General features: G+C 54.3%; 10 protein-coding genes. 3 read left to right on the top strand and 7 right to left on the bottom strand.

Features of this window, described 5'->3' with window-relative positions; all coding sequences use genetic code 11:
• Positions 1–57 precede the first annotated feature (57 nt).
• The 7 genes from C7W93_RS19180 to C7W93_RS19150 form a co-directional block, all read right to left on the bottom strand.
• Positions 58–999, bottom strand: coding sequence for a pyridoxal-phosphate dependent enzyme (locus tag C7W93_RS19180; protein WP_108441839.1), 942 nt, complete (start codon positions 997–999; stop codon positions 58–60).
• 149 nt (positions 1,000–1,148) lie between these two features.
• Positions 1,149–2,333 carry an isovaleryl-CoA dehydrogenase gene (locus C7W93_RS19175; protein ID WP_108441838.1) on the bottom strand — a complete coding sequence of 395 codons (1,185 nt, stop codon included), beginning with the start codon at positions 2,331–2,333 and terminating at the stop codon, positions 1,149–1,151.
• 114 nt (positions 2,334–2,447) lie between these two features.
• Positions 2,448–2,867, bottom strand: a complete 420-nt coding sequence (locus C7W93_RS19170) for a MerR family DNA-binding transcriptional regulator (protein ID WP_108441837.1) — start codon at positions 2,865–2,867, stop codon at positions 2,448–2,450.
• 570 nt (positions 2,868–3,437) lie between these two features.
• On the bottom strand, positions 3,438–5,399 hold the full coding sequence (locus C7W93_RS19165; protein WP_108441836.1) for an aconitase family protein: 1,962 nt from the start codon (positions 5,397–5,399) through the stop codon (positions 3,438–3,440).
• A gap of 94 nt (positions 5,400–5,493) precedes the next feature.
• A complete protein-coding gene (gene leuD / locus C7W93_RS19160) occupies positions 5,494–6,141 on the bottom strand; it encodes a 3-isopropylmalate dehydratase small subunit (protein WP_108442225.1) in 648 nt (215 codons plus the stop codon).
• Positions 6,142–6,227: 86 nt separating this feature from the next.
• The gene (leuC, locus tag C7W93_RS19155) at positions 6,228–7,628 is read right to left on the bottom strand and encodes a 3-isopropylmalate dehydratase large subunit (RefSeq protein WP_108442224.1); all 1,401 of its coding nucleotides are present in this window, start codon (positions 7,626–7,628) and stop codon (positions 6,228–6,230) included.
• A 258-nt stretch (positions 7,629–7,886) separates the two neighbouring features.
• Positions 7,887–8,789, bottom strand: coding sequence for a LysR family transcriptional regulator (locus C7W93_RS19150; RefSeq protein ID WP_108441835.1), 903 nt, complete (start codon positions 8,787–8,789; stop codon positions 7,887–7,889).
• Positions 8,790–9,118: 329 nt separating this feature from the next.
• Here C7W93_RS19150 and C7W93_RS19145 point away from each other — a divergent pair, with 329 nt between their 5' ends.
• The 3 genes from C7W93_RS19145 to C7W93_RS19135 all read left to right on the top strand — a co-directional run bounded on the left by C7W93_RS19145 (position 9,119) and on the right by C7W93_RS19135 (position 12,379).
• Positions 9,119–10,183 (top strand): MBL fold metallo-hydrolase, encoded by a 1,065-nt coding sequence (locus tag C7W93_RS19145; protein WP_108441834.1) that lies wholly within the window; start codon positions 9,119–9,121, stop codon positions 10,181–10,183.
• Positions 10,184–10,252: 69 nt separating this feature from the next.
• Positions 10,253–10,579: an antibiotic biosynthesis monooxygenase gene (locus C7W93_RS19140; RefSeq protein WP_108441833.1), complete on the top strand. Its 327-nt coding sequence runs from the start codon at positions 10,253–10,255 to the stop codon at positions 10,577–10,579.
• 402 nt (positions 10,580–10,981) lie between these two features.
• A complete protein-coding gene (locus tag C7W93_RS19135; RefSeq protein WP_108441832.1) occupies positions 10,982–12,379 on the top strand; it encodes an amino acid permease in 1,398 nt (465 codons plus the stop codon).
• Positions 12,380–12,390 lie beyond the last annotated feature (11 nt).

Raw genomic sequence — 12,390 nt, 5'->3', positions numbered from 1 at the left:
AAAATTCATAGAAAACTTATACCGAATGTATGCCTTCCTTGTGCCGAACTCTGAGCGTCAGAGCGAAAATGTTTCTTTCCATCCAGCTAATGCTGCCAGACTGACGCCGATACCGCCGCAGACAACGATCAAGGGCCGCTTAAACGGTGCCAATACGGGCAAACTTTGGTAGGCCACTGCTAATGCCGCGCCGCAAGCGGGTTCAACCAGCGTGCGCATATCATCGGCAAACGACAGACAAGCCTCAATCGCTTGCGCATCGCTGACAGTCACGCTATGCACCTGATGCTGGCGGGTCCAGTCAAATGCGGCTTCGGCGACGCGGGTTGCGCCCAGAGAAGTGGCAATCGAGGTGACCGCCGGTAACGAGACCAATGCATCCGCTTGTACCGCCGCGTGCAACGATGCTGCGCCGTCGGTTTCTGCAGCAATCAGCGGCACGTCTTGCATGCCGTTGCGGTGCATGCCTTCCAGTATGCCGGACATCAGACCACCACCGCCGACGGCGCAAATGACGACATCAAAATCTGTATTGCGTGCTTTGGCTTGCGCTGCAGCTTCGTCGATCAGCGTGGCGTTGCCGTCCCAGATATCGGGATGATTGAATGGCGGAATGTAGATCACGCCGTCTTCCTGGCAAAGTTGCAAAGCGTATTGATTTGCCTCATGCCAGGCGCTGCCACGGATCATTACCTCTGCGCCGATGTTGCGAATACGCTGGATGACGGCAGCGCTGGTGGTTTCCGGCACGACAACGGTGGTTTGCACACCCAACGCGGCCCCGGCAAAGGCGGCTGCAAAGCCGGCATTGCCGCCCGAGGGACAAACCAAACGCGTGGCACCGCCAGCCACTGCGCGCTGGCACAGCAAACCAATTCCGCGCAGTTTAAAAGACCCGGAAGGCTGGGTATTTTCCATTTTGAGCCACACCTGTTTATCGAGGGCGACAGATAGTTGCGGATGCGCTAATAGGGCGGTTTCAATGTGCAAAGAGGTCATGGCTGAGATGTTAGATTACTTGGGCTGAGGGCGCAAAATCGCTAAAACTAAGGTTAGTAACACTGATAAACAGGGTGGAAACCGGCGGGCAATTTCCCCGGAATGCCTCTGCTCTGCTTAGAAACGGAGGCAATTTGTCCCAGGTTTTATCAGGCTGTCTCAGAAAACAATTCACGGCCAATCAGCATACGACGGATCTCGCTCGTTCCCGCGCCAATTTCATATAATTTTGCATCACGCCATAGACGGCCAACCGGATATTCGTTGATGTAGCCGTTGCCGCCCAGCGTCTGAATCGCTTCGCCTGCCATCCACGTGGCTTTTTCAGCGGAATACAGAATCGCACCGGCAGCGTCTTTGCGCAACATGCGCACCGCTTCTGGCGTTTTGGCGCGGTCGCAAGCCTGCCCGACGGCGTAGACATAAGCTTTACAGGCCATCATGGTCGAATACATATCGGCCAGCTTGCCCTGCATCAGCTGGAATTCGCCGATAGCTTGTCCGAACTGTTTGCGGTCATGCACATAAGGCACGACGACATCCATACACGCTTGCATGATGCCCAGCGGTCCGCCGGATAAGACGGTACGCTCAAAATCCAGGCCCGACATCAAGACATTGACGCCTTTGCCGACGTTGCCGAGGACGTTTTCAACCGGTACTTCGCAGTCCTGAAACACCAATTCGCCGGTATGCGAACCGCGCATGCCGAGTTTGTCGAGTTTTTGGGCGACGCTGAAACCTTTGAAGTTTTTTTCGACCAGAAATGCGGTCATGCCACGTGAACCGGCGGCTAGATCAGTCTTGGCGTAGACCACCATGACATCGGCGTCAGGGCCATTGGTAATCCACATTTTGGTACCGTTCAGCACCCAGCGGTCACCTTTTAAATCGGCGCGCAATTTCATGCTGACAACGTCGGAACCAGCGTTTGGCTCGGACATGGCAAGCGCGCCGATATGATCACCGGAAATCAATTTCGGTAAATACTTGGCTTTTTGCTCGGCATTACCGTTGCGGCTGATCTGGTTAACGCAGAGATTGGAATGCGCACCGTAGGAAAGACCGACCGATGCGGAGGCGCGCGAAATTTCTTCCAGCGCGATGATGTGCGCCAGATAGCCCATGCCGATGCCGCCGTAGGCTTCGTCCGCGGTAATCCCGAGCAGACCTAAATCGCCCATTTTTTTCCACAAATCCATCGGAAACTGATCGGTACGATCGATTTCTGCGGCGCGGGGCGCGATTTCTGCGGCGGCAAATTGCTGAATTGTTTCTCGCAAGGCGACGATATCTTCGCCATGATCAAAACTTAAACCGGGTAAATGGACCATCTTGTCTCCTTCAATGTAGCGTAGCAGTGCGCTTTATGCCGCATCGCCGACGCCAGAGTTGCATCATTAACTACGTAATGTGGCCGGATAATTTCTTGATTGCTTCGATAGCAATTAAGTTGTCTTATCCGGAACGCTTTCTGTCTTCCTGAATTGATCGGTTTTCAACAATCTTGTGCATTCGATTTCTTGCACCAACACCTCTTCCAGCGTGGCATCGATATCCTCGCGCTGCTGTTCTAGCAAAGCGCGCTGATTTGCCAGCACTGCTAAAAAACGCTCAAGCTGAGCCGCGGTATCTTTGGGCGAATCGTACATATCGACCAGACTTTTGATTTCCAGCAACGTCAAACCTAAACGTTTACCGCGCAATGTCAGCTTTAAGCGGGTACGCTCACGCGCTGAATACACCCGATTACGGCCGCCAGCGCCATCGCGCGTGGGACTGAGCAGGCCCTGGTCTTCATAAAACCGGATAGCCCGTGGCGTTATATCGAATTCGCGTGCAAGTTCGGTGATGGTATAGGTCGGCATAGTCAGATAATCAATACGGTGCAATACGGTTAAGGGCAAAAGCGAAACACTGAAACACTACCCTGAATAATCAATAAGTACCGAAATAAAGCACTGGCAAATGAATTTAAGGAGAATGTCGTAACTTATCCGCAGTTAACGTTAACGTCAACCAAATTTTAATCTGTCCCAACGAAAATGACCATCTCCAAATACGGAAATTGACCGTAAAGTGGCGCAGACGATGCGACTATTGCCGCAGAAAGTAGGATTGTTGCCGCGATCAATGCGACTGTATGGTCAGTGCGTGTGTGCGATGAGGACAGCCATTGCTCCGAGTGACAGCAATCCGGCATCGGCGATGGCGACGCTGCCGACGAAATGGTGGCGTTACCGCAGTACCCTATTTGGCTAGTTTTCAGTATGTGCGGTGCATGAAAGGATGGCGATCTGCATCGTTATAGATAACGCACGAAGACCGCATCGCATCTCGCGAATTGCCAAATATTTACTGACGAGAGTTGCGTCAGCGTCAGTTTAGGACGCTGTTCCATTGCGCGAGCGTGCCAGCCGCGTTGCTGCTTTAGCAAGCTAATGTGCGTGCTCTTTCTGTAACTGTTCGAACGTCGTAATACGCCCCGCCAGAGCGCTGGCCACCACCGTGTACGGGCTCGCCAGCCAGACATTGCCGGGACCGGAACGCCCCGGAAAATTACGGTTGATGGCGCTGATGGTCACGTCGGTGTCGCTGGTCGATTGACCCGGCCCGCAATTCGCGCAGGAACCGCAGCCCGGCATCACGAGGGTGACGCCGGCTTGCTCGAACACCGGCAGATAGCCCTGTTCTTCACAATAGCTGCGCACATCCATGGTGCCGAATTGCAGGAATAACGCCGTGTGCGACGCGACCGATAAGCCGTGCGCCAGCCCCCATTGCAAAACTTCATGATAAAAATCGAAGTCGGCGCGCTTACCGGCAGTGCAAGAACCTCCGTAAGCGATATTAACCGCTACCGCGTCGCCAAGGGCATGGGCGGCGACGCCGTTGCCCGGATCGCCGGGACGCGCCAGCATTGGGCTTATGCTGGTGGCATCGATATGGATGACGTCATGGTAGACGGCATCGGCATCGCTATGCATCCAGTCCTGCAACACGAAATCGAGGTTGCGCCGCTCCTTCAGGAATTCCACCGTCTTGCGGTCCGGCTCGACGATCCCGGTAAACCCGCCCAGTTCGGCCACCATATTAGTGAGGGTCGCGCGTTCGTCGATACGCATTGCGCGCACTGCCGAACCGCCGTATTCGAATACCAGTCCGATTGCCGCGCCGCCGCGTATCGTTTCCATCTGCAACAAATGTAGTACCACGTCCTTTGCGGTAACGCCGGGGCGCAAGTCGCCCGCAACTTCGATGCGCAGGGTTTCCGGCACTTTGCAGCGCACGTAGCCAGTCATCCAAGTATTGGCGATTTCGGTCGCACCGGCGCCGAACGCCAGACAGCCGAGCGCGCCGGAATGTGGCGTATGCGAGTCGGTCCCGACCACTACCTGACCGGGCAACGCGTAGGTTTCTGCCATCATGGCGTGGCAAATGCCCTCGGCCCCGACACCGTTTGGTAACTGCCCGTGCGAGCGCACTGGATAATCTCTGGCAAAACTGTCGTGACCGGCGCTGAGGTTAGCCACGCCCGCCAGCAACTGGTCGCGCACGTGCGGGAAACTCTGCGCCGCCAACACCAGATGATCCTGAAAGGCGATGATCCGGTCCGGTTCATGCAACAGCGCTGGCTTACCGAAAGCCCGATGCATCAGATGCGCGCACATGCCGGTGAAATAGTCATGGCTAAAGCGCCAGTCGGTCGCAATGAAGACGCCTTCGCCACGCGTCGCGCTAGTCGTATCCGGATGCAAATGCGCATCGATGATTTTTTCGATCAGGGTTTTGGGCTGCCGTTGTGGTTGCGGCTCTTGCATCGTTGCCCGTGCTTGCCGCTGCGGCGATGGCCACGTGGCAGACTTACTGTAATTCAACAGGCCGCCGCTGCGGATGATCGCTTGCGTAAGCTGGTCACGACCGATCAGAAACGTCTCTATCGGTATCGATTCACCGGCGACGATGCGATCCAGAACGGAGAAATCGGTGGTGGTGAGAATGCCGATATTGTCGCAATTTTGCTGATAAATTCTTTCGAAACTTTCGGCGACGATCAGTTTAATACCCGCCGATAATTCGGCCAGCGGACTCGATTCTCGCGATGAACCTTTACCATAACGCTTGCCAGCCACGGTGATCTGAAAACCGCCGTCTTTAATGGCGTTTCTGCCAATCGGCATTTCGTCACCGGCACGAAAGCCGACATACGGCACATCCGCCAACCGTTCGTCGTAGACCATCATGACCGTCACCGGCGTAATTTCATCGGTCGATATATTGTCGCGCAGCGGCATTACCTCGGCCAAACTGAGATTGCGGCCATTCAGCTGCGCCTTGATCGCCGCAGCGTCTGCCGACAAATATAAAATTCTCCCACCGAAGCGAATTTCGTCTTCCATACAATTCTCCGCGTATTGATGCGCATATTGATACGAGCGTTGATGCAAATGTCGCGGCTGCCAGAGGATCGTCAAAAATGACTTTCGGCTATTTTCAGAAGGTCTTCAGCAACCAGGGATGTGCGGCCAGATGGGTATGCTCGAATGTTTTGATCTGATCTGCTTTACGCAGCGTCAGCGCTATATCATCGAAGCCGTTCAACAAACAGTATTTGCGGAAAGGATTGACGTCAAATGCAAAGCTAAGCTTGCCATCATTACTTGCCACCTTTTGCTGGTCCAGATCTATCTCCAGGTGCAACCCGTCTGCTGAAAGCGCTTGCTGAAACAATTGCTCCACCTGTTCTTCTTTCAGCACAATAGGCAGCAAGCCGTTCTTGAAACAGTTATGGAAAAAAATATCGGCGAAACTGGGCGCGATCACGACCCGAAAGCCGTATTGATCCAGCGCCCATGGCGCATGTTCCCGCGATGAACCGCAGCCGAAATTCTGACGCGCCAACAAAATTGAAGCGTCCCGATATTGCGGTTGATTTAATACGAAATCGGGATTCAGCGGGCGCGTCGCGCAATCCTGCCCCGGCTCGCCGTGGTCCAGATAACGCCATTCGTCGAACAAATTGGGGCCGAAGCCGCTGCGCTTGATCGATTTCAGAAATTGCTTGGGAATAATGGCGTCGGTATCCACATTAACGCGATCTAACGGCGCGACCAATCCGAGGTGATGAATGAATTTTTTCATGGAAGTATCTTTATAGACGCCGCGACTGAACAACGGATTGCAATCAATCCCGATAGCTAGCGCACGGCGCAAGGTTTTACGCGGTTTTACAATGTGCGAATGTCAACGAAATGCCCTGCGATAGCAGCAGCGGCAGCCATCGCAGGACTGACCAAATGGGTGCGCCCACCCGCGCCCTGACGGCCCTCAAAATTACGGTTCGAGGTCGAAGCGCAACGCTCGCCCGGTTGTAGTCGGTCGGCATTCATCGCCATGCACATCGAGCAACCCGGCTCGCGCCATTCGAAACCGGCGGCCAGAAAAATCTGGTCCAGACCTTCTTTTTCGGCCTGCGCTTTGACCAAGCCGGACCCCGGCACCACCATCACCAGCTTCACGTTGGCGGCGCGGTGCCGACCTTGCACCACGGCGGCAGCAGCACGCAAATCCTCAATCCGGGAATTAGTGCAGGAACCGATAAAAACCTTGTCGAGACGAATATCGGTCATCGGCATATTGGCTGTCAGTCCCATGTAGACGAGCGCCTTTTCCATGCCGTCGCGCTTGATAGGATCCATCTCCAGCTGCGGGTTGGGCACGCGGCCATTGATGGGCACGACCATTTCCGGAGAAGTGCCCCAGGTCACTTGCGGCTGGATTTCTGCGGCGTTGAGAGTGACTATCGCGTCGAAACATGCGCCCGGGTCCGAATGCAAGCCGCGCCAGTAAGCAAGAGCCTGATCCCACATCTCGCCTTCAGGTGCCAGTGGACGTCCCTTGACGTAATTGAGCGTGATTTCGTCAAAGGCGATCATGCCAGCGCGTGCGCCCGCTTCGATCGACATGTTACAGATCGTCATGCGTCCTTCCATCGACAGCGCACGGATGGTTGAACCGGCATATTCGATGGCGTATCCGGTGCCACCAGCGGTACCGATCTTGCCAATGACCGCCAGCACGATGTCCTTGGCGGTCGCGCCCGGTGCTAAAACGCCATCAACCTGTATCAGCATCGATTTCGATTTTTGGGTCATCAGCGTTTGTGTGACCAGCACATGTTCCACCTCAGAAGTGCCGATACCGTGCGCCAGACAGGCCAAAGCGCCATGCGTAGAGGTATGCGAATCGCCGCACACCACGGTCATGCCGGGCAGCGTTGCGCCCTGCTCGGGACCGACCACGTGCTCGATACCCTGACGCAGGTCCAACATGCCGAAGTAAGTCAAACCGTGGGTACGGGCATTGTCAGACAGCGTGTCGACCTGCAATCGCGAAATCGGGTCGGCAATGCCTTGACTACGGTCCGTCGTCGGGACGTTATGGTCGGCTACCGCCAGATTGGCAGCAGGCCGCCAGGGACTGCGACTGGCCAGTGCCAGTCCTTCAAAAGCTTGCGGGCTGGAGACTTCATTGATGATGTGGCGATCGATGTAAAGAAGCGTAGTACCGTCTTCTTCAGTCGCTAAAGCATGGGCGTCCCACAGCTTGTCATAGAGCGTTTTAGGCATGATATTGTTCGGCATCTTGTTTGAGTGGCGGTATGCGGCCGGCCTGCATAAGCACCAGAACCGCCCGACGTTGAGGAATTGCATCAATGCTGCTGAGTGAGCGAATATGATGGATGCGCTTGATTCGCTTGATGCAATTTACGCAATGCGTCGATCATAGCAAGGCCGAGGTACGCCTAAAAGTGATCACTTGCGAGGACTACCATCTCAAATCAAGACGCTGCTTGCGGATAGAAAATCCGTGCAGGGCGGTTAATTTTATTTTTTATTGATCAGAAAGTTGACCATTGCTGCCGCAGTCGCCGTCAATTGCGCGCGATTCCGGAAGATGACGATGAGCTGGCGTACCGCCCATGCATCGCGAATCGGCACTAGCCTGACGTCTAGCGCGCTGATGTACATCTCGCCGATCTGCTGCGGCACCACGGCGATGCCGAGTCCTACATGCACCATGCGGCAGAGCGCATCCAGGCTGCTGACACGGATCTTGATATTCAGTGTGGCATCGAGATTAATCGCTTCCTGCGCCAGTAACTGCGTCAGCGCGCTTTCTCCGCCGAGGCTGACAAAATTTTCGTTGAGGATATCGACCAGCCCGACCGTCGTCGCGTCGCTCAGTGCATGACTACGCGGGACCATCAGGACCAGATGGTCAGTACGGTAAGGTAGTTGTTCGAACTGTTCGGCCCCGGCGATGGTATTGCAGATACCCAAGTCGGCAGCGTGTTCCTGGATGCTGCGCATCACATTGGTGCTGGTTTGCTCTTCGAGGTCGATATCGACATCGGGAAACGCGCGCTGGAAGGCGGCGATGTCTTCCGGCAGGAATTGCACGATCGATGACAGATTGCCCACCAGCCGCACTTTACCCTTGGCTCCGCTGGCGAATTGCGACAGCTCGGCGCCCATGGCTTCAATACTGCCGATGACAGCCTGCGCATGTCGCAATACGGTTTCGCCAACCGGCGTGACTGAAATCCCGCGCGATTCGCGGTGAATCACTGGCAAACCGATGATGGCCTCAATTTCGGCGATGCGCCGACTGATCGCTGACGGCGCAATGAATTCGCGCTCGGCTGCTCTGGCAATATTGCGCTCCTGGCAAACGGCGACGAATAACCGCAGCGAGGTTAAATCAATTTTTCTTAACAAATTATTCATGGCTGGCAGTTTGCGCTGAGCTCTGGGCTTAAATAGTTCACTTATACTACTGGTTACGAGGTTTTCCAAAGTCCTGAATTTGGCTAGATAGAGATTGCGTGGCCCTCCAGATAGGCCGCAATTGGTTGCCCAAAATGGTGAGACGCTCACAAAATCTCATCTTTCGTGGCAAAATCGCAGGAAATCTCAACTTCCGTAGCAAGTGGCACCATTATCTATGGCAAATCTGGTCGTAACTTATTGATTGCCAATGTTTCCAATCTCACCCTCCCTGCCACTCTACGTTAAGCGCTTTGCTATGCGCATGGACAGCCTTAAGGACCCCTCAAATGAATCTTCTCGAAGCGCAGCTTGACTACGCATTTGCCGATACTCTGCCCGAGATCGGCCATACTTTTGAGGTCGCGCCCGGCGTGCGATGGCTGCGGATGGTCCTGCCGTTTGCACTGAACCATATCAATTTATGGTTGCTGGAAGATAGTATAGAAACCGAAAACGGCGTGCAGAAGGGCTGGACTATCGTCGATTGCGGTATTTCAGACGACGTTACCCGGGCAGGCTGGGAAAGTATTTTTGCGACGCAATTGCAGGGCTTGCCGATCTTGCGGGTATTGGTCACGCATTGTCATCCCGACCACGTTGGTCTGGCGGATTGGCTTTGCGCGCGCTGGCAAGTGCCGTTGTGGATGAGCACTGGCGAATATCTCTCCGCCAGAACGATGTCAGCAGCGCTGCCGGGTGCCGATGGCAGCGCGATGTTGCCGCATTTTCAGGCGCACGGCATGAGCGACCCCGAAGTCATCGCCAAAGTATCTCAGCGCAAGTCTTATTATCCGACGCTGGTGCCGAACGTTCCGCACGCTTATCACCGCTTGCACGATCAGCAACAAGTCGTCATTGGCGCGCATAAATGGCGGGTTATTACAGGTTTTGGGCACGCGCCAGAGCATGTGGCGCTGTATTGCGCCGATCTGGACGTGCTGATTTCGGGTGATATGGTGTTGCCACGGATTTCCACCAATGTGTCGGTATTCGCCATCGAACCGGAATCGAATCCGGTGCAGCAATACCTTGATTCGCTGGAGAAATATCGTGATCTGCCTAAGACCACACTGGTGTTGCCATCGCACGGCAAGCCTTTCCGCGGCCTGCATACGCGTATCGATCAGTTGAACGACCATCATCGAGACCGGCTGGCAGAAGTCGTCGAGGCTTGCCGCGTGCCTCAATCAGCCAGCGATATCGTACCGATTATGTTTCCGCGTGCTCTGGACCCGCATCAAATGACGTTTGCGCTGGGTGAGGCCTTAGCGCATTTGCATAAATTGTGGTTTGACGGAGTGCTGGTGCGACGGCTGGATGGCGATAAGGTTTATCGCTTTCAGACGCATTGATACGATTTGCAGCTTTACCTGCCAGCTTTTTAGGCATTCGAACGTCCTACTTATTTATAGAGATTCCCGATGATTGCTGCCACGCCCGCGCCACCGTATTACGCCGTTATATTTACTTCTCTCAGGACTGAAGGCGACCATGGTTACGGCGCGATGTCGGATCAGATGGAGGCGCTGGCACAGCAGCAACCGGGCTATCTCGGCATGGAATCCGCCCGTGAAGCGGTGGGCATAACGGTATCCTACTGGGCTTCGCTAGAGGCAATCCGCGCCTGGAAAATCAATGCCGATCATTTAATGGCACAAGCGCAGGGCCGTAGCGATTGGTATTCACACTATAAAACCCGCATCGCAAAAGTTGAGCGCGATTACGGCTTTGAAGCTGAATTGTATTAGTTCAGACTGGGGCTGAAAATCCCTCGGTCGTTTGCTTCCTTCTATCTAAAACCTGCCTAAAACCTTAAATTCTGCTGCAAAACCACGTCTGCGTCGTACTGAAGGTGTATAAGAAAATTCTAAATATTTCCACGTGGAAACTTATTTCTTTATTTTCTGACTAACCCTCTCTTTAGAAACTGTCACCGTCGGACGCACTAGCGTCTTGCCTCGCAGCCCACGCTATGCGCTGCATTTACTTTCTCACGCTATCCAGCAATGAAACCGCCCCCAATCCATTTGGCGGCGCAGCGACGCATGTTCGCTGAAAAAATGTTGTCCTGGATATATTTCGCCTTCAAAAACCGATCTCAAATCTATCTGGCAATTGAGGCCCCGCACTAGCATTACAGGAGAAGTTGCATGAGTTTATTTCGCACCAAAGACCTTGATCAAATGATTCGCGATAGTCAGCACGACAGCAGCGGCTTAAAGCGCTCATTAGGCGCCCTCGATCTGACGTTGCTGGGCATCGGCGCCATCGTCGGCACTGGTATTTTCGTCCTGACCGGCACTGGCGCGCTGCTCGCCGGACCGGGCTTGTCGCTAGCATTTCTATTGGCGGCGGTAGCCTGTGGTTTCGCCGCCTTATGCTATGCCGAACTGGCCTCGTCGGTGCCGGTTTCCGGCTCTGTCTATACGTATAGTTATGCCACGATGGGCGAATTCATTGCCTGGATGATCGGTTGGGATTTGGTGCTGGAATACGGCCTTGCGGCATCCACGGTCGCCGTCGGCTGGTCAGGCTATTTTCAGTCGTTACTGGCGGGTTTCAGCATCCATATTCCTGCCGTCTTAAGCGCAGCGCCGGGCGCGTTGCCGGGCCTGACTACGTGGTTCAACTTGCCTGCGTTCATCATCCTTTTGATCATCACCGCCTTGTTGTCTATCGGTATCCGCGAGTCGGCTAAGGTAAATAACATTTTGGTGTTTATTAAAATTGGCGTGGTCGTGTTGTTTATCGTCGTCGGGGCGAATTATGTCCAGCCAGCTAACTGGAAGCCCTTTTTGCCGTTTGGCTATGAGGGCGTCTTTAACGCTGCGGCGGTCGTGTTTTTTGCGTTCATCGGGTTTGATGCGGTGGCGTCGGCGGCTGAAGAAGTCAAACGTCCGGCACGTGATCTGCCCATTGGGATCATCGCCTCGCTGGGGATTTGCTCATTACTGTATGTGATTGTTGCTAGCATCATGACCGGCATCGTGCCTTACGAAAAATTCCTCGGCGTTGATAGCCCGGTTTCGCTGGCGTTGAAATATGCGGGGCAAAATTGGGTTGCCGGTTTTGTCGATATGGGTGCCATCATCGGTATGACAACCGTGATTCTGGTGATGTCTTACGGCCAGACTCGGGTACTGTTTGCAATGTCACGCGATGGTTTGCTGCCGAAAAAACTGTCTAGCGTGCATCCCCGTTTTGCCACACCGTTCTTCGCTACGTGGGCTTCGGGTATTTTGTTCGCGTTCATCTCGGCGCTGGTGCCGCTGAGTACATTGGCTGAATTAGTAAATATTGGGACATTAATGGCATTTTGCCTGATTTCAATCGCCGTACTGGTGATGCGCAAAACCCGTCCTGACTTGCACCGCCCGTTCCGCTGTCCCGGCGTGCCTTACGTGCCAATCGCGGCGATCTGTTTTTGCTCTTTCCTGATGTTTCATTTACAAAAAACGACATGGATCGCTTTTGGCTGCTGGTTACTGATTGGCCTTGTGGCGTATTTTGCGTACGCACGGAAACGTTCGTTGCTGCATCCAAAGTAATGCCCCGTCGT

The organism is Glaciimonas sp. PCH181 (assembly GCF_003056055.1).
In the GTDB taxonomy this organism is placed as follows: Bacteria; Pseudomonadota; Gammaproteobacteria; order Burkholderiales; family Burkholderiaceae_D; genus Glaciimonas.
This window is presented reverse-complemented; position numbering and strand designations above follow the sequence as displayed.

What these genes read in the sequence shown, in the direction of transcription:
- C7W93_RS19145 (WP_108441834.1), top strand. Translation starts at nt 9,119, where the DNA reads ATGAATCTTCTCGAAGCGCAGCTTGACTACGCATTTGCCGATACTCTG.
- C7W93_RS19170 (WP_108441837.1), bottom strand. Translation starts at nt 2,867, where the DNA reads ATGCCGACCTATACCATCACCGAACTTGCACGCGAATTCGATATAACG.
- C7W93_RS19140 (WP_108441833.1), top strand. Translation starts at nt 10,253, where the DNA reads ATGATTGCTGCCACGCCCGCGCCACCGTATTACGCCGTTATATTTACT.
- C7W93_RS19135 (WP_108441832.1), top strand. Translation starts at nt 10,982, where the DNA reads ATGAGTTTATTTCGCACCAAAGACCTTGATCAAATGATTCGCGATAGT.
- C7W93_RS19165 (WP_108441836.1), bottom strand. Translation starts at nt 5,399, where the DNA reads ATGGAAGACGAAATTCGCTTCGGTGGGAGAATTTTATATTTGTCGGCA.
- leuD (WP_108442225.1), bottom strand. Translation starts at nt 6,141, where the DNA reads ATGAAAAAATTCATTCATCACCTCGGATTGGTCGCGCCGTTAGATCGC.
- leuC (WP_108442224.1), bottom strand. Translation starts at nt 7,628, where the DNA reads ATGCCTAAAACGCTCTATGACAAGCTGTGGGACGCCCATGCTTTAGCG.
- C7W93_RS19175 (WP_108441838.1), bottom strand. Translation starts at nt 2,333, where the DNA reads ATGGTCCATTTACCCGGTTTAAGTTTTGATCATGGCGAAGATATCGTC.
- C7W93_RS19180 (WP_108441839.1), bottom strand. Translation starts at nt 999, where the DNA reads ATGACCTCTTTGCACATTGAAACCGCCCTATTAGCGCATCCGCAACTA.
- C7W93_RS19150 (WP_108441835.1), bottom strand. Translation starts at nt 8,789, where the DNA reads ATGAATAATTTGTTAAGAAAAATTGATTTAACCTCGCTGCGGTTATTC.